Source organism: Streptomyces sp. TP-A0356 (assembly GCF_001417775.1).
GTDB lineage: Bacteria > Actinomycetota > Actinomycetes > Streptomycetales > Streptomycetaceae > Streptomyces.
Genome location: NZ_BBZJ01000014.1, coordinates 515,418 through 534,338 on the forward strand (window position 1 = coordinate 515,418; position 18,921 = coordinate 534,338).

At 71.0% G+C, this 18,921-nt stretch carries 23 protein-coding genes; 9 read left to right on the forward strand and 14 right to left on the reverse strand.

The annotated features are described in order from the left end of the window. Positions 1-62: 62 nt before the first annotated feature. Together ASC56_RS08275 and ASC56_RS08280 are read right to left on the reverse strand one after the other, a co-directional pair. Positions 63-1,043 carry an asparaginase gene (locus ASC56_RS08275; protein WP_055490571.1) on the reverse strand — a complete coding sequence of 327 codons (981 nt, stop codon included), beginning with the start codon at positions 1,041-1,043 and terminating at the stop codon, positions 63-65. Between the two features lie 248 nt (positions 1,044-1,291). Next, on the reverse strand, positions 1,292-1,894 hold the full coding sequence (locus ASC56_RS08280) for a hypothetical protein (protein ID WP_055490572.1): 603 nt from the start codon (positions 1,892-1,894) through the stop codon (positions 1,292-1,294). 264 nt (positions 1,895-2,158) lie between these two features. Between ASC56_RS08280 and dtd the strand changes: the two genes are divergently transcribed. Further along, positions 2,159-2,584 carry a D-aminoacyl-tRNA deacylase gene (gene dtd / locus ASC56_RS08285; protein WP_055490660.1) on the forward strand — a complete coding sequence of 142 codons (426 nt, stop codon included), beginning with the start codon at positions 2,159-2,161 and terminating at the stop codon, positions 2,582-2,584. A gap of 85 nt (positions 2,585-2,669) precedes the next feature. On the opposite strand, the gene ASC56_RS08290 is transcribed toward dtd, so the two are convergent. From ASC56_RS08290 to ASC56_RS08300, 3 genes are all read right to left on the reverse strand, one after another. Next, the gene (locus ASC56_RS08290; protein ID WP_055490573.1) at positions 2,670-3,635 is read right to left on the reverse strand and encodes a folate-binding protein YgfZ; all 966 of its coding nucleotides are present in this window, start codon (positions 3,633-3,635) and stop codon (positions 2,670-2,672) included. Between the two features lie 10 nt (positions 3,636-3,645). After that, positions 3,646-4,083, reverse strand: coding sequence for a Fur family transcriptional regulator (locus ASC56_RS08295; RefSeq protein ID WP_055490574.1), 438 nt, complete (start codon positions 4,081-4,083; stop codon positions 3,646-3,648). A 102-nt stretch (positions 4,084-4,185) separates the two neighbouring features. Further along, entirely contained in the window at positions 4,186-4,761 is a 576-nt protein-coding gene (locus ASC56_RS08300; RefSeq protein ID WP_055490575.1) for an FABP family protein, read from the reverse strand. Between the two features lie 272 nt (positions 4,762-5,033). On the opposite strand from ASC56_RS08300, the gene ASC56_RS08305 reads away from it, so the two are divergent. After that, positions 5,034-5,396 (forward strand): DsrE family protein, encoded by a 363-nt coding sequence (locus tag ASC56_RS08305; RefSeq protein ID WP_055490576.1) that lies wholly within the window; start codon positions 5,034-5,036, stop codon positions 5,394-5,396. Positions 5,397-5,461: 65 nt separating this feature from the next. Here the strand turns inward: ASC56_RS08305 and ASC56_RS08310 are convergent, their stop codons facing one another. The 8 genes from ASC56_RS08310 to ASC56_RS08340 form a co-directional block, all read right to left on the reverse strand. Continuing rightward, on the reverse strand, positions 5,462-5,719 hold the full coding sequence (locus tag ASC56_RS08310) for a DUF3099 domain-containing protein (protein WP_055490577.1): 258 nt from the start codon (positions 5,717-5,719) through the stop codon (positions 5,462-5,464). Positions 5,720-5,842: 123 nt separating this feature from the next. After that, positions 5,843-6,130, reverse strand: a complete 288-nt coding sequence (locus ASC56_RS08315) for a DUF1416 domain-containing protein (protein WP_055490578.1) — start codon at positions 6,128-6,130, stop codon at positions 5,843-5,845. A 41-nt stretch (positions 6,131-6,171) separates the two neighbouring features. After that, entirely contained in the window at positions 6,172-7,017 is an 846-nt protein-coding gene (locus tag ASC56_RS08320; RefSeq protein WP_055490579.1) for a sulfurtransferase, read from the reverse strand. Between the two features lie 137 nt (positions 7,018-7,154). Beyond that, a complete protein-coding gene (locus ASC56_RS43060) occupies positions 7,155-7,235 on the reverse strand; it encodes a putative leader peptide (RefSeq protein ID WP_355139345.1) in 81 nt (26 codons plus the stop codon). Between the two features lie 252 nt (positions 7,236-7,487). After that, entirely contained in the window at positions 7,488-8,225 is a 738-nt protein-coding gene (locus ASC56_RS08325) for a DUF2993 domain-containing protein (protein ID WP_055490580.1), read from the reverse strand. Between the two features lie 137 nt (positions 8,226-8,362). Continuing rightward, positions 8,363-9,589, reverse strand: coding sequence for a hypothetical protein (locus tag ASC56_RS08330; RefSeq protein ID WP_055490581.1), 1,227 nt, complete (start codon positions 9,587-9,589; stop codon positions 8,363-8,365). Between the two features lie 3 nt (positions 9,590-9,592). Next, complete coding sequence (locus ASC56_RS08335) at positions 9,593-9,847, reverse strand: MoaD/ThiS family protein (RefSeq protein ID WP_055490582.1); 255 nt, start codon at positions 9,845-9,847, stop codon at positions 9,593-9,595. A gap of 37 nt (positions 9,848-9,884) precedes the next feature. Next, positions 9,885-10,754: an alpha/beta hydrolase gene (locus ASC56_RS08340; RefSeq protein ID WP_199835941.1), complete on the reverse strand. Its 870-nt coding sequence runs from the start codon at positions 10,752-10,754 to the stop codon at positions 9,885-9,887. A 294-nt stretch (positions 10,755-11,048) separates the two neighbouring features. On the opposite strand from ASC56_RS08340, the gene ASC56_RS08345 reads away from it, so the two are divergent. The 6 genes from ASC56_RS08345 to ASC56_RS08370 all read left to right on the forward strand — a co-directional run bounded on the left by ASC56_RS08345 (position 11,049) and on the right by ASC56_RS08370 (position 16,922). Next, on the forward strand, positions 11,049-11,828 hold the full coding sequence (locus ASC56_RS08345; protein WP_055490584.1) for a response regulator transcription factor: 780 nt from the start codon (positions 11,049-11,051) through the stop codon (positions 11,826-11,828). A 49-nt stretch (positions 11,829-11,877) separates the two neighbouring features. After that, positions 11,878-12,900, forward strand: a complete 1,023-nt coding sequence (locus ASC56_RS08350) for a LacI family DNA-binding transcriptional regulator (protein ID WP_079102366.1) — start codon at positions 11,878-11,880, stop codon at positions 12,898-12,900. Positions 12,901-13,033: 133 nt separating this feature from the next. Beyond that, a complete protein-coding gene (locus ASC56_RS08355; protein WP_055490586.1) occupies positions 13,034-14,143 on the forward strand; it encodes a S1C family serine protease in 1,110 nt (369 codons plus the stop codon). Between the two features lie 37 nt (positions 14,144-14,180). Beyond that, on the forward strand, positions 14,181-14,426 hold the full coding sequence (locus ASC56_RS08360; protein WP_055490587.1) for a hypothetical protein: 246 nt from the start codon (positions 14,181-14,183) through the stop codon (positions 14,424-14,426). 292 nt (positions 14,427-14,718) lie between these two features. Continuing rightward, positions 14,719-15,450, forward strand: a complete 732-nt coding sequence (locus tag ASC56_RS08365) for a response regulator transcription factor (protein ID WP_055490588.1) — start codon at positions 14,719-14,721, stop codon at positions 15,448-15,450. Beyond that, entirely contained in the window at positions 15,447-16,922 is a 1,476-nt protein-coding gene (locus ASC56_RS08370) for a cell wall metabolism sensor histidine kinase WalK (RefSeq protein ID WP_055490589.1), read from the forward strand. The genes ASC56_RS08365 and ASC56_RS08370 overlap by 4 nt, the downstream gene beginning before the upstream one ends. A 376-nt stretch (positions 16,923-17,298) precedes the next feature. Here the strand turns inward: ASC56_RS08370 and ASC56_RS42760 are convergent, their stop codons facing one another. Further along, positions 17,299-17,421, reverse strand: a complete 123-nt coding sequence (locus ASC56_RS42760) for a hypothetical protein (RefSeq protein WP_267887613.1) — start codon at positions 17,419-17,421, stop codon at positions 17,299-17,301. A 549-nt stretch (positions 17,422-17,970) separates the two neighbouring features. On the opposite strand from ASC56_RS42760, the gene mshD reads away from it, so the two are divergent. Further along, the gene (gene mshD / locus ASC56_RS08375) at positions 17,971-18,909 is read left to right on the forward strand and encodes a mycothiol synthase (RefSeq protein ID WP_055490590.1); all 939 of its coding nucleotides are present in this window, start codon (positions 17,971-17,973) and stop codon (positions 18,907-18,909) included. The last annotated feature ends 12 nt before the right edge of the window (positions 18,910-18,921 follow it).

Genomic DNA, 18,921 nt, shown 5'->3' on the forward strand with positions numbered 1-18,921 from the left:
GGCCCACGCTAGGGGGGTGGGCCAAGGGGTGTCGCGTGGATTTCGGGGCAGGGCCGGAGCGGTCAGAAGACCGCGCGTATCTCGCCCACCTCGCGGCCTCCGCCCAGCAGTGGTGACCTGCCGATGCGGTCCACCACCGGGCCCTCGAAGCCCATCACGGTCAACGCGCGTGACAGGACCGGGCCCAGCGCCCGGGTCGCGCCGTCGTCCACCTTGAAGGCCAGCGCCCGGCCGTTCGGCAGGGCCACCGCCTGGACCGCCTCCGCGCCCATCTTCGACAGGGCACCGGGGATCTCCCGCATCAGCCAGGTGTCGGGGCGGCGCGTGCCCGCCACGTACTCCGGGTGCGCCCGCATCGCGTCGGCCACCCGGCGTTCCGCCGTGCCCGGCGCCGCAAGGACGAAGGAGCGGAAGGCGCGGGCCAGACCGGTGAGGCTGATCGCCATCAGCGGCGCCCCGCAGCCGTCCGTACCGACCGCCGCCACCGGCTCCCCGGCCGCCTCCTCCACCACCGAGTGGATCAACTGCTGCAACGGGTGCCCGATGTCGAGGTACGACTCCAGCGGCCAGCCCCGCAGCGCGCACGCCGCCAGCATCGCCGTGTGCTTGCCGGAGCAGTTCATGGTGACCCGCTCACGCGCGGCGCCCGACGCCAGGTACGCCTCCGCCTCCGCCGCGTCCAGCGGCAGGTCCGGCGGGCACTGGAGCCGCTCCGCGGTCAGGCCGTGCTCCGCCAGCATCGTCCGCACCAGGTCCCGGTGGAAGGCCTCGCCCGAGTGGCTGGCGGCGGCGATCGCCAGCCGCTCCCCGGTCAGGTCCAGGCCCGCCCGCAGCACACCGGCCGCCTGCATCGGCTTGTTGCACGAGCGCGGGAAGACCGGCGCCTTCACGTCCCCGAGCGCGAACTCCACGGAACCGTCCGCGGCCAGCAGCACCAGGCTCCCCCGGTGCCGCCCCTCGACGAACCCGGACCGCACCACCTCGGCGAGCACCGGGGGCACGGGAGCGGCGACGGACAGCGTGGGCCGGGCGGAAGTCGACATGGGTGGTTGCCTTCCGGAGGAGGGGACCCGCCCCGGCGCCGCCCCGCGCGGAGCGGCTCCCTCCCCCGGCGGGCGGGGGCGGGGCCCCGGCCGGTCTCGGTAGCCGGTTCCACCCGGCAAGGCACCGTCGGCGGCTGCGAGCCCACCCGGCCGCCGCGACCGCCGGGATGCCCGGTGCCGCAGCTGCCGCCGAGGTCCCGGGGCCGCCGTGCACGCGGGCGCCCCGGGTTCGCCCGGGGCCCTCCGCGTCACATGAGCAGATCGTCTACTTGTGCTTCTCCTTCACGGTACCTGCGCGCGATCTCGGCACTGCAACCGTCCGCCGTGCGCTGCAGCCGCTGCCGCCGCCGGGAGACCTGCTGCTCGTAGCGCACGAGCCGGACCATGCCCGCGCCCAACTCCTCGTCGGTGCGCGCCTGCAGGTCCGACAGCTCGACCTCGGCGAGCATCTCGGCCGCCAGCCGCCGGTACTCCTCGCCGTGCGGTGTGCCGACCGTCACATGGCGGGCCGAGGAGCGCTGGCGGGCGGGTGCGTCCCTGAGGATCTCCGGGAGCCGTTCCATGACCCCTTCGGGCGCGGCCCCGCCACCGCGACGGGCCAGCTCCGCCCGCAGGATGTCGATGCGGCCCTGCAGAAGCCGGCGTACGTAACTGAGATCGGCCTCGTCCTGCTGGGCGTCCCGGCGCAGCGTGCGCAGCTCGGGCAGCCGCAGGACGGACAGATCGGGCTCGGGCAGTTCCGCGGGCAGGGCGCTGTCCGTGCGCTGCACGGGCGGCCGGCACTCCCTCGTGCTTCCCCTACGGGCGGGTGCCACAGCCCCGGGCGGCTGCCCGGTACTCGGTGTGCTCATGTACCTCTACCGTCCCCTCGACCGGCGCGGCACCCCCCACGGATGCGCCGCAACACACGCATCGTGCCACCCCGCGTGCCCGTCATGTGACCGAGTGCCCCCGATCTGCCCCGGATGGAGGGGTTAAGGGTCGATAAGAATGCCCTCGTAAGAGATCACTGGACAGATCACGGAATGACCTCGTAAGCGAGCGTGGCAGGCCGGGGCACGGACCGTCGGCGGCCCCTTCCCGGCGCCGCCGGATCGCACGGCATGATGGTCCTCATGCGTGCGGTGGTGCAGAGGGTGGACGGCGCGAGCGTCGTCGTGGACGGTGAGACGGTCGGCGAGATCAGCGGCGAGGGCCTGTGCGTGCTCGTCGGGGTCACGCACGAGGACACCAAGGAGAAGGCGGCCCAGCTGGCCCGCAAGCTCTGGTCCATCCGCATGCTGCACGACGAGAAGTCCTGCTCGGACATCGACGCGCCGCTGCTGGTGATCAGCCAGTTCACGCTCTACGGCGACGCCCGCAAGGGCCGCCGCCCCACCTGGAACGCGGCTGCCCCGGGCGATGTCGCCGAGCCTCTCGTCGACGAGGTGGTGGCGCAGCTGCGTTCGCTGGGCGCGACGGTGGCGACGGGCCGGTTCGGCGCGCGGATGCGCGTGTCACTGACGAACGACGGCCCGTTCACCGTGCTCGTGGAGATCTGATCCCGCGGAAGCGCATCACCGCGAAAGCTCATCCCCGCGGAAGCGCATCCCGCGGGGAAGCTGATCCCGACGGGAGAGCCGGCCCCTACGGTTCGACGATCACTTCCTGTGCCGCCGCCGTCGAGTCCGCGAGCAGGCGGGCGTCCGCCGGGACGTTCCGCTTGACCAGGGCGAGGGCGACCGGGCCCAGTTCGTGATGGCGTACCGACGTGGTGACGAAGCCGATCTTGCGCCCCTCCGGACCGTCCTCCGCCAGCCGCAGCTCCGCGCCGTGCGGCGGCAGGTGGACCTCGCTGCCGTCGAGGTGGAGGAAGACCAGGCGGCGCGGTGGCTTGCCCAGGTTCTCGACGCGGGCGACCGTCTCCTGACCCCGGTAGCAGCCCTTCTGGAGGTGCACGGCCGTGCCGATCCAGCCCAGCTCGTGCGGGATGGTGCGGTGGTCGGTCTCGAAGCCGAGGCGGGGGCGGTGGTGCTCGACGCGCAGGGCCTCGTAGGCCAGCAGCCCGGCGGCGGGGCCGTTCTTCTCCGCGTACGACTCCAGGTCCCTACGCGGCAGGAACAGGTCACGGCCGTAGGGCGTCTCGCGGACCAGGACGCCTGCCGGGGCCTCGGCGATCGAACCGGCCGGCAGGTGCACGACCGCGAACTCGTCCGTCCGGTCGGCGACTTCGACGCGGTAGAAGAACTTCATCGACTCCAGGTAGGCGATCAGCGCGTCCTGGGTGCCGGGCTCGACATGGGCCCAGACCGTCTCGCCGTCGTCGACCAGGTACAGCGCGTGCTCGATATGACCGTGCGCCGAGAGGATGAGCGCCTCGGTGGCCTGGTGCGGGGGCAGTTCGCTGACGTGCTGGGTGAGCAGCAGGTGCAGCCAGCTCAGCCGGTCCTCGCCGCTGACGGCGATGACGCCGCGGTGCGAGAGGTCCACGAATCCGGAGCCGTCGGCGAGGGCGCGCTGCTCGCGGAACAGGTCGCCGTAGTGGGCGGCGACGCCTTCGTCCACGCCCTCGGCGGGGACGGCGCCGGGCAGGGACAGCAGGGGACTCTTCATGGATCCAAGCCTACGACGGGGTACTTGAACTCTTGAGGGAGCAGTCCTTGCAGCGACCGAAGATCGCGAAGTGCTTCATGTCGGTGTCGAAGCCGAAGGTCTCGCGGAGCTTGGCGGTGAACTCGGCGGCCACGTCGAGGTCGGCCTCGATGACGTTCGTGCAGTCGCGGCAGACCAGGTGGATGTGGTGGTGCCGGTCCGCGAGGTGGTAGGTCGGCGCCCCGTGCCCGAGATGGGCATGGCTGACCAGCCCGAGCTCCTCCAGGAGCTCCAGGGTCCGGTAGACGGTGGAAATGTTGACCCCCGACGCCGTCTTCCTCACTTCCACGAGGATGTCGTCGGGGGTCGCGTGCTCCAGGGCGTCCACGGCTTCGAGCACGAGTTGCCGCTGCGGGGTCAGCCGGTAGCCGCGCTGCCGCAGATCGCTCTTCCAGTCGGTGCTCACCACAGCCCCCAGTGTAGAAGCGTCGGCCCTGCATGCGCCCGCGCGGATCATGACCGGCGGAGACGATGGGTGCCGGGCCGGCGAGGCCTACTTGAAGGGCGAGGCCTACTTGAAGAAGGCGATCCCGTCGTCCGGCAGGTCGTCCGGGAGTGCCTTCGCCCAGCGCTCCACGTCCTCCGGGGTGACGACCTTCTTCAGATGGGCCGACATGTAGGGGCGCAGCGGGACGTCGGGCGTCTGCTTCTCGCCGACCCACATCAGGTCCCCGTTGACGTACCCGTACAGCCGCTTGCCGCCGGTGTACGGGGGCGCGGCCGCCGTCCGCGCCACGGCGTCCGTCGCGAGGTCGATCTGCGGCTTCTTCTCGGCCAGCTCGCCGTACCAGACCTCCACGACCCCGTCGTTGCGGACCATGGTGACCTCGACCTTGCGATCGGCGCCGATCCGCCAGAAGCCGGACTCGGACTCCAGCGGCCTGACCTTGTTCCCCTCGCCGTCCAGCACCCAGGTGTGCGAGTGGTACTCCAGGAAGTCCCGGCCGTCGTGGGTGAAGGAGACCTCCTGGCCGAAATTGCACTTCTCGGAGCCGGGGAAGTCGTGCACGCCCGCGCCCGTCCAGTTCCCGAGCAGGAAGGCGAGCGGGACCAGGCCCTTGTGGAGGTCGGACGGGATCTCGATCATGAGCAGCTCTTCGTCGTGAGTGGCAGGGTCAGCGCTGGCCCTCGTACAGCTTCTTCACGGTCAGCCCGGCGAAGGCGAGGACGCCGACGCAGACCAGCACCAGCAGGGTTTCGAAGAAGATCGCCACGGGTTGCTCCTTGTGAGCGAGGGTGGGTACACAGAGCCGGGTCCCACTCTAGTCGGGCGGGACGCGGCCCTCTTCCCGAGGTCGGCCGTCAGGGTCGCCCCCCGATGCGCCGGGGTCGATCACCACGCGGGACTACGATGCGGGCATGGCGAAGAAGCTCGTGATCAAGGTGACGGCCGGGGCTGACGCCCCGGAGCGCTGCTCGCAGGCGTTCACCGTGGCGGCCGTGGCGGTGGCCAGCGGCGTCGACGTCTCGCTCTGGCTGACCGGCGAGTCCTCGTGGTTCGCGCTGCCGGGCCGGGCCGCCGAGTTCGAGCTGCCGCACGCGGCACCGCTGCCCGACCTGATCGAGTCGATCCTGGCGGCCGGGCGGATCACCCTGTGCACACAGTGCGCGGCCCGCCGCGACATCACGGAGAAGGACGTCATCGAGGGCGTACGGATCGCGGGCGCACAGGTGTTCGTGCAGGAGGCGCTGGCGGACGACACCCAGGCGCTCGTCTACTAGGGCGCTACTGGCTTCCTGCTAGGGCGCTGCCGGCTCCTGGGGCGCTGCCGGCTCCCGAACGGGCACTACCGCCGGTTCTTCCCGTCCAGCTCGTCCCACCACTCGTCCGACTTCGGGTCCCCGGAGGGATCGTCCCACCAGCGGTCCTCGGGGCCGCGCCGGTTGGCCACCATCGCGGCCAGCGGTGGGATCACCATGGCGACCACACACATGCCCACCGCCACGGGCACCGACCAGATGCGCACGACTCCCCACGCCAGGACGAACAGTCCGATGCACGTGCCCATCATGGCGAAGTAGACGTGCCGCCGTCGTGCGTACATGTCTCCAGGCTATGCCGGGACATGCCGGAGGGCCGCACCCCGACCGGCAAGCGTCCAACCCCCGGGGGATGCGGCCCTCAGGCCGTGCACGTACGGCCCCTCGGACCGTCGTGGAGTGTGCCGTCAGACGGCGATCGCGACCTCCGCGAGGCCGCCCGTCCGGGCGACGACGGTGCGGTCCGCGGTGGCGCCCGGCACCAGGGCGCGTACGGTCCAGGTGCCCTCGGCCGCGTAGAAGCGGAACTGTCCGGTCGCCGAGGTCGGGACCTCGGCGGTGAACTCGCCCGTCGAGTCCAGCAGGCGCACGTACCCGACGACGGGCTCGCCGTTGCGGGTCACCTGACCCTGGATCGTGGTCTCACCGGGCTTGATCGTCGAGGCGTCGGGGCCGCCGGCCTTCGCTCCACACATGGTTCTTCCTTCGGGGTCGGGTCGGTCCGGGGGATCCGGGATTACTTGGCGGCGCCGAGCTCGATCGGAACGCCGACGAGGGAGCCGTACTCGGTCCAGGAGCCGTCGTAGTTCTTGACGTTCGGGACCTCGAGCAGCTCGTGCAGGACGAACCAGGTCAACGCGGAGCGCTCACCGATGCGGCAGTACGCGATGGTGTCCTTGGCCAGGTCGACGTCCTCCTCGGCGTAGAGCTCCTTGAGCTCCTCGTCCGACTTGAAGGTGCCGTCGTCGTTGGCGTTCTTCGACCACGGGATGTTGCGGGCGGTCGGGACGTGGCCCGGACGCTGCGACTGCTCCTGCGGCAGGTGCGCCGGCGCGAGCAGCTTGCCGGAGAACTCGTCGGGCGAACGGACGTCGACCAGGTTCTGCGCGCCGATCGCGGCGACCACGTCGTCACGGAAGGCGCGGATGGACGTGTCCTGCGGCTTGGCCTTGTAGTCGGTGGCGGCGCGCTCGGGCACCTCGGTGCCGTCGACCAGCTCGCGGGCGTCCAGCTCCCACTTCTTGCGGCCGCCGTCGAGCAGCTTCACGTTCTCGTGGCCGTACAGCTTGAAGTACCAGTAGGCGTAGGACGCGAACCAGTTGTTGTTGCCGCCGTAGAGGATCACCAGGGTGTCGTTGGCGATGCCCTTGGACGACAGGAGCTTCTCGAAGCCGGCCTGGTCGATGAAGTCGCGGCGGACGGGGTCCTGGAGGTCCTTCGTCCAGTCGATCCTGATGGCGCCCTTGATGTGGTTCTTGTCGTAGGCGGAGGTGTCCTCGTCGACCTCGACGATGGCGATGTTCGGGTCGTCCAGGTGTTCCTGCAACCAGTCGGCGTCGACCAGGACGTCGCTGCGGCTCATGCTCTTCTCCTCCGGGGCAGTTGCGGCGGGGTGTACGAGTCAGAAGGGGTGCGGATACGCGGCTTCGCGGTGGCGTACGGCGCACGGGGGCCCTGAGTCGGAGCCAGGGCCGGCGATACGGGAGTCCGCTCTCCCGTTCAGGAAGTGCGACAGAGCATGGCGGCGACGCGGCACAGGTCTACTGCCCGCCGCTTCGTGAGATCCGCCTGTCGCTGCATGGGGTCGATCGTAGGGACGTATGGGCGGGCATGTCACCGGCGTGTCGAATGATGAGACGCGATCGTCCGGGATATGGAATCGAAGGGCCCCCGGGGCCGCCGCCGCACGGCTTCCGCGCGGCCGCGGTCGGGGGCGCATCTGCGGTGCGGACGGCGGTGTCTCGCCTTTCGGACAAGCCATGGTCCCCGGCCCTTCGGACGACCCATGATCCCGGCCCTTCGGACACTTCCCCGTCCCGGCCGTCGGTCGTCCTACCCAGCGAGCTTGACGTCCGAACCCTTCACGGTGATCTCCACCCCGCTCTTCGCCGCCTCGACCTTGTCGAGCTGGATGCCGCCCGGCAGCTGGTCGATCTTCTGCTGGAAGTCGGTGATCGCCCGCATCCGGGTCTCGGCGAGCTGGACGCCACCGAACTTCGGCATGGCGTCCGCGTGCACCTGCACGGTGTTGCCCCGGGCCGTGACCGAGCTGAGTACGTAGAGGGGGTTCGGCAGCTTGGTGCCGAAGACGTTCGCCTCGACCGCGACCTTGATCTTGCCGTTGCCGCCGTCCGAGAGGCCGATCACCCGCGCGGTGACGCCCGGCGCGACCCGGGTGGGCTCGGACTTGGCCGTCTTGAGCAGCTCGTCGTAGGTGATGAGCGCGGTGCCGCTGGCGGTGGTCGCGGTGGCGGAGCTGAAGTTCCCGGAGAACTTGACGCCCTTCATCTGCGCGCTCAGGTCGTCGATACGGATCTTCTGGGCGCCGTTGCCGGTGGCCGCCTCGTAGTTCTTGATGCCGACCTCGACGTCGTCCAGTTCGCCGCCGGCGACCTGGGTGAGGAAGGGGAAGCCCTTGATGGACACGTCCGGGGTCGAGGCCAGGTTCTCGGTGGTCCTGAGCTTGTCGGCCGCCTGGTTCTCCGCGAAGTTGACCGCGACGCGGTCCGCGATCACGAAGAGACCGCCCAGGACCACGACGACGATCAGCAGTATTCGCAGTGCGCGCATGCTCGGTGTTCCCCCACCTCGGCGGTCATGGACGACGACAGTCGCTGACGGCCTGGTGGCCGTCGAGCGCGACTGTAACCCTCCTGGGAAGGCTCGCCGGGAAATTGTCGATCACTTGTGACATGCCGCGAAGGGGCTCACCCCTGGCCGATGGCGCGCCCCAGCAGATAGATCACCGGCGCCGCGACGGTCAGGGGCAGGGCCACACCCGCCGTGAAGTGGACGAAGCGCGACGGGTAGTCGTAGCCGGCCACCCGGTGGCCGATCAGGCCGCAGACGCCCGCGCCCAGCCCGAGGAAGGCACCGGAGGTGCCCAGGCCGGTCGCGCTGCCCATCGCGATGCCCGCGCCCGCCGCCGCCAGCAGTGCCACCACCACGGAGGCCGCGGTCGGCAGCGGCAGCGCACGCGCCAGGACCGCCGCGGCGACCGCGACGGCGCCCACGGTGACGGCGCGCGGCTCGGCCGCGAGGTGCCCGGCGGCGACGATGGACAGCGCGGAGGAGGCGACGGTGGCCATCAGGCCGTGCATCCGCTCGTCCGGATCGGCGTGCGAGCGCAGCTGCAGCACGAGCGCCAGCAGGACCCAGACGCCGAGGGTGCCGAGGATCGCGGCGGGCGCGTGCTCACGGCCGGCCACGAGCAGCGCGACATCCGCCGCGACCGCGCCCAGGAACGCCAGCGCGATGCCCTGCCGGGCGGGCCACATGCCGTTCAGCCGGAACCATCCGGCGGCCGTCACGCCCTGCAGGATCACGAGCGGTACGACGAGCGCGTACGCCCCGAGGGGAGCGGCCCCGGCGAGCAGCGCCCCCAGCACCGCGGTGAGCGCGGCGGGCTGCAGCCCGGGATCGATGATCGGTGAACGGCCTTCCAGCCGAGCACGCTGGTTGGGGGCGAGGTTCGCCATGTCGACGGCGGCAGGCTGGGGCCGGGTCGTCGTCCGCGTGCCGCCACCGCCTCGGGCGGTCGTCCCGTTGGGGTGCGACGCGTGGGCAAGGCCGCCGGCGCCGGGTGCTCCATGACCCTGTGGCTCGTACACGGGAGTCTCGGGCGGCAACGGCTGTCCGTACGCCTGCCCCTGCCGCGGCTGCCCCTCCCACTGCTGCGGATACGGCTGCTGCTGGTGGGGCTGTTGCTGGTACGACTGCTGCTGGTACGGCTGTTGGGGGTAGGGGTGCTGCTGGTGCGGCTGCTGCTGCGGATACCCGGCGTTCGGGTCGTACCACCCCTGCTGCTGCGGATGCTGCGGTTGTCGAGGCTGTTGGGGTTGTTGCTGCTGTTGCTGCTGTTGCTGCTCATAGGGGTCGTACCCGGCGTCGTACCCGGCGTAGCCGTCGTACCCCTCGTGCGGCTGGTTGCTCATCGCTCATCCTCCTGCGAACGGCGGGAGCACCTCGACCGTGCCGCCCTCGGCCAGCCGTACCGTCTCATGCTCACGGGTCCCGACGGGGTCACCGTCGACGAGGAAGGAGCATCGCCGCAGGACGCGGACGAGTTCGCCGGGGTGTCGCTCGCGGGCCGCCTCGAGCGCCTCCGCGAGCGTCGTCGCGTCGTACGGCTCCTCGGCGATCCCGGCGGCCGCCTTGGCGGCGGCCCAGTAGCGCACCGTGCCCTTTGCCATCTGCTTCCTCAACTCGGTCGTGGTGAACACCGTCAGGCTAGCCCGCGCGCGAAGCCGCCCACGCGCCGATCCGCGCCACCAGCTCGTCGTCGCTGGCGTGCTCGGCGTGGCCCATGCCGCGTTCCAGCCAGAGTTCGGCGTGACCGGAGGCGGCGTCGGCCAGCATCCGGGGATGGTCGAGGGGGAAGTAGGCGTCCCGGTCGCCGTGCACGACCAGCAGCGGGGTCGGCGCGATCAACGGCACGGATTCGACGGGCGAGGAGGGAACGGGATCCCAGTCCCGATGGTGGATCCGGGTACGCAGGCCGTAGCGGCCCACCAGGCGCCCTTCGGGGCGGGTCACCAGCCAGTGCAGGCGCCGCATCGGCGCGGTGCCACGGTAGAACCAGCGGGCGGGAGAGCTGACGGCCACCACCGCGTCCGTGTGTGTTCCCTCCCGGTGCTGCGCCGCGTGCCGCAGCACCACCGACCCGCCCATCGAGAAACCGACCGTGGCCACCCGGGAGTGCCCGAGCTCCCGCGCCCACCGCACCGCGACCGCCAGGTCGTCCACCTCGCGGTCACCGACGGTCGACCGTCCCCCCGACGCCCCGTGCCCCCGGAAGGAGAAGGTGACCACCGCCGCGTACCGCGCGAGGACGCCCGCCACCCGGCGCACATGGGGCCGCTCCAGATCACCCGTGAAGCCGTGCGCGACGACGATCGCAAGATCCTTCGGATGACCGGAAGCCGGATGACCGGAAGGTGGACGTCCGGTGTCGTACACAGCGGATCCCGGGTCGTATGCGGCGTCGATCGTCACCCCGTCGACCGTGCGCAGGAACGTCCGTGAAGGCCTCCGACGGGCCGTCTCAGCATTCGGACGAACCGTGGATCGTGCCATATGACCTGCCGGACCCGTGCTCATGTGGGCTATTCTGCTGGGAAGAGGACTCGGGCAGCGTAGCCCCCGGGTCCTTTTGTGCTTTCGGAAGCGTTGTATACGAAGCGGGAAACCGCAGGTGTACGGCCCCGTCGAGCGCACAGCGGGTCCCAGGGGGCGCGGGATTCGCACCGTACGAAGCAGTGCCGCGAACGTCCTCGCAGGGACCGAGGAGGAACCAGACGTTATGGGCGAGCGAACCGTGCACGAACGTATGACGGCCCGGGCATGGGGATCCCCCCTGCTTGAGCGCAGCCGAAAGCTCGGGGGTGGGGTGCGATGAGCTCTCTGCTGCTCCTGACCAATGCCCTTCAGCCGTCGGCAGAGGTGCTTCCCGCTCTCGGCCTGCTCCTGCACAACGTGCGAGTGGCTCCGGCGGAAGGCCCCGCTCTCGTCGACACCCCGGGTGCCGACGTCATCCTGATCGACGGGCGGCGGGATCTGCCGCAGGTGCGCAGCCTGTGCCAGCTGCTGCGCTCGACGGGTCCCGGATGTCCCCTCGTCCTCGTCGTCACCGAGGGCGGTCTGGCGGCCGTCACCGCCGACTGGGGCATCGACGACGTCCTGCTGGACACCGCCGGCCCCGCCGAGGTGGAGGCGCGGCTGCGTCTTGCCATGGGCCGCCAGCAGATCGTCAACGACGACTCCCCCATGGAGATCCGCAACGGCGACCTGTCCGTCGACGAGGCGACCTACAGCGCCAAGCTCAAGGGCCGCGTCCTGGACCTCACCTTCAAGGAGTTCGAGCTCCTGAAGTACCTCGCGCAGCACCCGGGCCGCGTCTTCACCCGTGCCCAGCTGCTGCAGGAGGTCTGGGGCTACGACTACTTCGGCGGTACGCGCACGGTCGACGTCCACGTCCGGCGGCTGCGCGCCAAGCTGGGGCCCGAGCACGAGTCGCTGATCGGCACCGTGCGCAACGTCGGCTATCGGTTCGTCACCCCGGAGAAGGTGGACCGGGCGGCGGCCGAGGCGAAGGCCAGGGCGGCCCAGCCGAAGCCGGAGGATACGGGCGAGACGGTCGGCATGACGGCGGCCGAGGTCACGGCTGAGGCATAGGAAGCCGTAAGCCCTGCCCAGAGGCGGTCCATCCGCGTAGACTCCGCGCGTGGCCAAGGTGACTCGGGACGATGTGGCACGGCTGGCGGGAACCTCCACCGCCGTCGTGAGCTATGTCATCAACAACGGACCCCGGCCGGTCGCCCCGGCCACGCGCGAGCGCGTCCTCGCCGCGATCAAGGAACTGGGGTACCGGCCCGACCGGGTCGCCCAGGCCATGGCGTCGCGGCGCACGGACCTCATAGGCATGATCGTCCCCGACGCGCGCCAGCCCTTCTTCGGGGAGATGACGCACGCGGTCGAACAGGCCGCCGCCGAGCGCGGGAAGATGGTCCTCGTCGGCAACACCGACTATGTGGCCGAGCGCGAGGTGCACTATCTGCGGGCCTTCCTCGGTATGCGCGTCTCAGGTCTGATCCTGGTCAGCCACGCGCTCAACGACCACGCCGCCGCGGAGATCGATGCGTGGGACGCCCGGGTGGTGCTGCTGCACGAGCGGCCCGAGGCGATCGACGACGTCGCGGTCGTCACCGACGACCTGGGCGGTGCCCAGCTCGCCGTCCGCCACCTCCTGGAGCACGGCCACGAGTACGTCGCCTGTATGGGCGGCACCGCGGAGACCCCGGCGGTCGGCGACCCCGTCTCCGACCACGTCGAGGGCTGGCGGCGCGCGATGCAGGAGGCCGGGATCTCCACCGAGGGCCGGCTCTTCGAGGCGCCTTACAACCGCTACGACGCCTACCAGGTGGGCCTGGAGCTGCTGTCCGGCCCGAATCGTCCGCCGGCCATCTTCTGCTCCACCGACGACCAGGCGATCGGCGTGCTGCGCGCGGCGCGCGAGCTGCGCATCGACGTGCCGGGCGAGCTGGCCGTGGCCGGCTTCGACGACGTGAAGGAGGCGGCGCTCACGGATCCGCCGCTGACGACCGTCGCCTCGGACCGGTCGGGGATGGCCCGTGCGGCCGTCGACCTGGTGCTGGACGACGGGCTGCGGGTCGCGGGGTCGCGCCGTGAGCGGCTGAGGCTGTTCCCTTCCCGGCTGGTGGTACGGGGCTCGTGCGGGTGTGACTGACACACACCCTTAGAACCTGAGTTCGACCCCTGCCCGGCCCCACCGGCGCCCTTATATCGGGCATACGCGGTTCTGTCGGGCTTCTCAGGGGCGACTCAGGAAGCTCTCATGATCACGGGACACTCTCTATTGCATGACCGAGAGCCTCCGCCGCAGCGGCGAGTACGAGTACCCCCAGGGTCACGGGCAGCAGCCCGCGTATCCCCAGGCGCAGCACGCCTCTTCCCCCGTGAATCCGGAGTGGCCGCCCCCGCCGGCGTACCAGCCGGCCCAGCCGGCCGCCACGGACTCCACCGGTCACGGCGGTCAGGGCGACGGCGGCGGCACGGCTCTCCCGGGTGGGGTCCCCGCCGAGCCCACGGCGCCCGCCCCGAAGAAGCGCGCCAAGGGCCCGCTCGCCCTCCTCGCCGCCGTGGCGATCGTCGCCGCGGCCATAGGCGGCGGTACGGCGTACGGCATCCAGGAGCTGACCGGCAAGAACGCGGTCTCCACCAGCTCCTCCACCAGCACCACCGTGGTGCCCTCCAGTCTGAAGGGCACGGTGGCCGGCGTCGCCAAGGCGGTCAGCCCGAGCATCGTGGAGATCAGCGCCACCTCGAACGCCGGGCGGTCGACCGGCTCCGGTGTGATCATCACCGGCAACGGCGAGATCATCACCAACAACCACGTCATCTCCGGCGCCTCCTCCATCAAGGCGACGACGAACGACGGCAAGTCGTACACCGCGCGGGTCGTCGGTACCGACAGCAAGAAGGACCTGGCGCTGATCGAGCTGGACAACGCCTCCGGTCTGCAGACGGCCACGCTCGGCAACTCCGACGGTCTCCAGGTCGGTGACCAGGTCGTCGCGATCGGCTCCCCGGAGGGCCTGACCGGCACGGTCACCAGCGGCATCGTCTCCGCCCTTCACCGCGACGTCACCGTCTCGACCGGCGAGAGCCAGGGCCAGGGCCGGGGCGGCCAGTGGCCGTTCCAGTTCGGCGGCCGGCAGTTCAACGGCGACACGGGCTCGTCCACGACGACGTACAAGGCGATCCAGACGGACGCCTCCCTGAACCCGGGCAACTCCGGCGGCGCCCTGATCGACATGAACGGCAACATCATCGGCATCAACTCGGCGATGTACTCGGCCGCTTCGGACTCGACCTCGTCGAGCGCCGGCAGCGTCGGCCTGGGCTTCGCCATCCCGGTCAACACCGTCAAGTCCGACCTGGCGAAGCTGCGCGCCGGCTCCCAGAGCTGAGCGGGCACCCTGCCGGGCGATTGGTAAGGAGCACGACATGATCAAGCAGATTCTGCACGAGGCGACCGCTCCCGTCGGCCCCGCCGGGGTCTCGCTGGCCCTGGCCGTGGCGTACGAACTCCACGCACCGACGACGCCGGCACCCCAGGCGTACGAGCTCCGGGCACCGGTGGCGCGGGCGCTGGAGGTGGCGGTCCCGCAGCTGATGGGCCTGCGCACCAGCGCCGCCCGCCCCCACCGCCGCAAGGTGCCGCTGAACCGGCTCACCGCGGTCCTCACCTGAGCCGGACCCCGTACGGTCCCGGCGGGCACCCGGCGACGTACCCCGTACGGTCCGGGCACCCGACGAAGTACCCCGTACGGTCCGGGAACCCGACGACATACCCCGTACGGTCCGGGAACCCGGCAACGTACCCGTACGGTCCGAGGGCCCGGCGACGCGACGTACCCCGTACGGATGCGAGGCGGACTCGCCCTCCCGGTTCCCCCGCCGATGCCTTTCCGCCCGCGCCCGGAAACGTGCGAGGCTGAATGAGTCCAGCCCCGCCCGTCGTACCCCTAGGAACCCCACGCCGATGAGCCCCGCCGAAGGCGACCGTGAACCCCAGCGCATCCTGATCGTCGACGACGAGCCGGCCGTGCGCGAAGCACTCCAGCGCAGCCTCGCCTTCGAGGGCTACGACACCCAGGTCGCCGTGGACGGCGCGGACGCGCTGGAGAAGGCCACCGCGTACCAGCCCGACCTGGTCGTGCTCGACATCCAGATGCCGCGCATGGACGGCCTCACCGCCGCCCGCCGCATCCGCGGCGCGGGCACCACCACCCCCATCCTCATGCTCACGGCCCGTGACACGGTCGGCGACCGCGTCACGGGCCTCGACGCCGGGGCGGACGACTACCTGGTCAAGCCGTTCGAACTGGACGAGCTGTTCGCCCGCATCCGGGCCCTGCTGCGCCGCAGCTCGTACGCGGCCGCGGCCGTCGGCGCCCCGGAGGACGAGGCCCTGACGTTCGCCGACCTCCGGATGGACCTGGCGACCCGCGAGGTCACACGGGGCGGACGGCCGGTGGAGCTGACGCGCACCGAGTTCACCCTGCTGGAGATGTTCATGGCGCACCCCCGCCAGGTACTGACCCGCGAGCAGATCCTGAAGGCGGTGTGGGGCTTCGACTTCGAGCCGTCGTCGAACTCGCTCGACGTGTACGTGATGTACCTGCGCCGCAAGACGGAGGCGGGCGGCGAGCCACGGCTCGTGCACACGGTGCGCGGTGTGGGCTATGTCCTCAGGCAGGGCGGCGCGGAGTGATCAGACGGTACCGGTCCCTCCCGCTCCGCTCCCGGCTGGCCCTGCTGGTGGCGGCGGCCGTCGCGTTCGGGGTGGCGGCGGTCTCGGTGAGCTGCTGGTTCATCGTGCAGGGCAAGGTGTACGAACAGGTGGACAGCGACCTGCAGAAGGCGGCGGCCAGGCCCCAGCCGTACACCGACGTACTGGGCACCCTGGACAGCTGTCCCCAGACACCGCAGGCCGCGACCAACGACTTCCTCCGCACCCGCGACAGTTACTACCTCCAGCTGGTCAAGGCGGACGGGACGCCCTGCGTCTCCTCGAACTCCGTGGGCACGGTCCGGGTCACCGACGCCGACAAGGAGGTGATCAGGAACGCGACCAGCCGCAAGGGGATCGTGCGCAACGGCACCGACACCAACGGCAACGACGTACGGGTGCTCACCCTCCCCCTCGTGGTCAGCACGGGCATCGGCAGCGAGCCCCGGCTGTACCCCAACACGGCGCTCGTCGTCGCCGTCTCGCTCAAGAACACCCAGAACACCCTCAACGACCTGGCGCTGCTGCTCCTCCTCGTCTCCGGCATAGGAGTCGTCGGCGCGGGCGCGGTCGGCCTGGCCGTGGCCCGCGCGGGACTGCGCCCAGTCGACAAGCTCACGGAGGCGGTCGAACACATCGCCCGTACCGAGGACCTGACGACCCGGATCCCGGTGGGCGAGGACAGTGAGGACGAGATCGCCCGTCTCTCCCGCTCCTTCAACTCGATGACGTCGGCCCTGGCCAGCTCCCGGGAACTGCAGCAGCAGCTGATCGCGGACGCGGGTCATGAACTGCGGACGCCACTCACGTCGCTGCGGACGAACATCGAACTCCTCACCCGTAGCGAGGAGACGGGCCGCCCCCTCCCCCCGGAGGACCGCAAGGCACTCCTCGCCTCGGTGAAGGCACAGATGACGGAACTGGGCTCGCTCATCGGCGACCTGCAGGAACTGTCACGTCCGGAGAAGGGCCAGCACACCGGCAAGGTGCAGGTGGTGGCGTGGGAGGACATCGTCGAATCCGCGCTGCGCCGCGCCCGGCTGCGCGGACCGGAACTGACGATCACGGCGGACCTGCAGCCGTGGTACGTGAGGGCCGAGCCGACCGCGCTGGAGCGGGCGGTGGTGAACATCCTGGACAACGCGGTGAAGTTCAGCCCCGAGGGCGGCACGATCGACGTCGCCCTCTCGCAGGGCGTCCTCACGGTCCGCGACCACGGCCCGGGCATCGCGGCCGACGAACTCCCGCACGTCTTCGACCGCTTCTGGCGCTCCCCGAGCGCCAGGGCACTGCCGGGCTCGGGCCTGGGCCTGTCCATCGTGGCCCGCACGGTCCAGCAGGCGGGCGGCGAGGTGTCCCTGCGGCCGGCGCAGGGCGGCGGCACGGTGGCGACGGTACGGCTGCCCGGGGCGCCGACTCCGCCGCCGGAGACGCCCCAGCACGAAGGTCCTTGATTTGGGCGACCAGCGTCTCCGGCACCATTGGTATCTGCGGTTCCTGATCTGCGGTTCCTGATCTCCGGGGCTGAATCCCTGGCTGCATCCGTGGGTCCGCCGCGACGGGTCGGTCAGGGGCACGCCGTCCAGGCTGATCACGCCCGCCGTGGGGCCGTAGAAGCGGGCGAGGAGCTTGGCGAGCGTGGACCTGCCGGCGGCGGCAGGTCCTGGGCATGCGCGCGTCAGCGGCCAGAACCTGGCGAACGCGTCCTTGACGTCGCCCATGTCGGCATCGGCTCCTCCTCGGCTCAGGCGGTTCCGTCGTGGGGGTCCTGGTGACACGGCCGAGGCGGGGCCCCGGAGGTGTTCCGGTGACCCGCCTCGTGGCGAACCGTCAGCCCTGGTGGCCGACCGGGCGGCGCCGCTCGTGCTTCTTCGGGGCCGCCTTCCTGGCCGCGGGCCTCCTCGGAGCCGGCTTCTCGGACTTCTTGACGGGGGCGATCTTGCGGAAGCTCATATGAATTTCCCTCTCGGCTGTGCGGTGAATTCTTGACGACCTCGCACCGGATCTGCAGCGACTTCACAACAGCCCGGCACCTGTGAATTTCCGGTCAGGCTCGACGCAGCGAGGCCAAGGCCCCACGGATACGGCTCAGCCCCGGCTGTCGTGGCCGACGGGGCGCTTCGGCGCGGGCTTCTTCGGGACCGGCCTCATTACGGGGCCCGCGGGCCAGCAAATGCCAATTCGACTGAGACCTTCATGAAATGCGCCTGAATCAATTTTCAGGCGATCCATGGAACGGAACCGGAACTCACACAGAATTTATTACGGGCCTCACCCGGAACTTACCAAGGCAATTGCCAGGCCATTTCAGCGTGGCTCGTCGCGGCCAATGCACGGGCCGGACCGGCCTCGGGCTCTCCGCCGCCGTGCCCGGAGTCGACGACGGCGCGGAGCCGTTCGCGTGGCCGGAGCTCAACGCTCGGAGCGCGGCTGGAGGTTCGGGGTTGCAGGCACGTCGCCTCCGCCTCCCCTTTCCCCGGGCCTCCCCGTACCCTCGTACCCATGACCAGCGACGACACCGCCCGCCCGGCATCGCCCCGCTCCATCGAGACCGTCACCGCGCTCTCGCCCGCACAGGCGGAGGCCGTGCTCGCGCTGCTCGCCGAGGCCGCCCGGGTCGACGGCCAGCAGGCCGTGTCCGAGCAGGGGCGGCTGCAGTTGCGCGGCGGTGAGCGGGAGGGCGTGTCCCATCTGCTGCTGTCGGTCGGCGACACGCTCGTCGGCTACGCGCAGCTGGAGGACACCGACCCCGTCGAGGCCCCGGCCGCCGAGCTGGTCGTCCACCCCGCGCACCGCGGCCACGGGCACGGCCGGGCGCTGGGCTCCGCGCTCCTCGCCGCCTCCGGCAAGCGGCTGCGGGTGTGGGCGCACGGCGGTCACTCCGCGGCCCGGCACCTCGCGCAGGTCCTCGGCCTCACCCTCTTCCGCGAACTGCGCCAGCTGCGCCGCCCCTTGACGGATCTCGACCTGCCCGAGCCGAAGCTGCCCGACGGCGTCACCGTGCGCACCTTCGTGCCCGGCCAGGACGACGCGGCCTGGCTCACGGTCAACGCGGAGGCCTTCGCCCACCACCCCGAGCAGGGCTCCCTCACCCAGCGGGACCTCGACGACCGCAAGGCCGAGCCCTGGTTCGACCCGGAGGGCTTCTTCCTCGCGGAGCGCGAGGGCGACGACGGCCCCGAGCTCATCGGCTTCCACTGGACCAAGGTCCACGCACAGGAGCGGCTCGGTGAGGTGTACGTCCTCGGCGTCCGCCCCGGTGCGCAGGGCGGCGGCCTCGGCCGTGCCCTCACCACGATCGGTCTGCGGCACCTCGCCGACCAGGGCCTGCCGACCGCCATTCTGTACGTCGACGCTGACAACAACGCCGCGCTCACGGTCTACGAGCGGCTGGGCTTCACGACCCACGAGACGGATCTGATGTACCGGACGGAGACGTGAGGACCGGGTGAT

What these genes read in the sequence shown, in the direction of transcription:
- ASC56_RS08275 (WP_055490571.1), bottom strand. Translation starts at nt 1,043, where the DNA reads ATGTCGACTTCCGCCCGGCCCACGCTGTCCGTCGCCGCTCCCGTGCCC.
- ASC56_RS08280 (WP_055490572.1), bottom strand. Translation starts at nt 1,894, where the DNA reads ATGAGCACACCGAGTACCGGGCAGCCGCCCGGGGCTGTGGCACCCGCC.
- dtd (WP_055490660.1), top strand. Translation starts at nt 2,159, where the DNA reads ATGCGTGCGGTGGTGCAGAGGGTGGACGGCGCGAGCGTCGTCGTGGAC.
- ASC56_RS08290 (WP_055490573.1), bottom strand. Translation starts at nt 3,635, where the DNA reads ATGAAGAGTCCCCTGCTGTCCCTGCCCGGCGCCGTCCCCGCCGAGGGC.
- ASC56_RS08300 (WP_055490575.1), bottom strand. Translation starts at nt 4,761, where the DNA reads ATGATCGAGATCCCGTCCGACCTCCACAAGGGCCTGGTCCCGCTCGCC.
- ASC56_RS08305 (WP_055490576.1), top strand. Translation starts at nt 5,034, where the DNA reads ATGGCGAAGAAGCTCGTGATCAAGGTGACGGCCGGGGCTGACGCCCCG.
- ASC56_RS08310 (WP_055490577.1), bottom strand. Translation starts at nt 5,719, where the DNA reads ATGTACGCACGACGGCGGCACGTCTACTTCGCCATGATGGGCACGTGC.
- ASC56_RS08315 (WP_055490578.1), bottom strand. Translation starts at nt 6,130, where the DNA reads ATGTGTGGAGCGAAGGCCGGCGGCCCCGACGCCTCGACGATCAAGCCC.
- ASC56_RS08320 (WP_055490579.1), bottom strand. Translation starts at nt 7,017, where the DNA reads ATGAGCCGCAGCGACGTCCTGGTCGACGCCGACTGGTTGCAGGAACAC.
- ASC56_RS43060 (WP_355139345.1), bottom strand. Translation starts at nt 7,235, where the DNA reads ATGCAGCGACAGGCGGATCTCACGAAGCGGCGGGCAGTAGACCTGTGC.
- ASC56_RS08325 (WP_055490580.1), bottom strand. Translation starts at nt 8,225, where the DNA reads ATGCGCGCACTGCGAATACTGCTGATCGTCGTCGTGGTCCTGGGCGGT.
- ASC56_RS08330 (WP_055490581.1), bottom strand. Translation starts at nt 9,589, where the DNA reads ATGAGCAACCAGCCGCACGAGGGGTACGACGGCTACGCCGGGTACGAC.
- ASC56_RS08335 (WP_055490582.1), bottom strand. Translation starts at nt 9,847, where the DNA reads ATGGCAAAGGGCACGGTGCGCTACTGGGCCGCCGCCAAGGCGGCCGCC.
- ASC56_RS08340 (WP_199835941.1), bottom strand. Translation starts at nt 10,754, where the DNA reads ATGAGCACGGGTCCGGCAGGTCATATGGCACGATCCACGGTTCGTCCG.
- ASC56_RS08345 (WP_055490584.1), top strand. Translation starts at nt 11,049, where the DNA reads ATGAGCTCTCTGCTGCTCCTGACCAATGCCCTTCAGCCGTCGGCAGAG.
- ASC56_RS08355 (WP_055490586.1), top strand. Translation starts at nt 13,034, where the DNA reads ATGACCGAGAGCCTCCGCCGCAGCGGCGAGTACGAGTACCCCCAGGGT.
- ASC56_RS08360 (WP_055490587.1), top strand. Translation starts at nt 14,181, where the DNA reads ATGATCAAGCAGATTCTGCACGAGGCGACCGCTCCCGTCGGCCCCGCC.
- ASC56_RS08365 (WP_055490588.1), top strand. Translation starts at nt 14,719, where the DNA reads ATGAGCCCCGCCGAAGGCGACCGTGAACCCCAGCGCATCCTGATCGTC.
- ASC56_RS42760 (WP_267887613.1), bottom strand. Translation starts at nt 17,421, where the DNA reads ATGAGCTTCCGCAAGATCGCCCCCGTCAAGAAGTCCGAGAAGCCGGCT.
- mshD (WP_055490590.1), top strand. Translation starts at nt 17,971, where the DNA reads ATGACCAGCGACGACACCGCCCGCCCGGCATCGCCCCGCTCCATCGAG.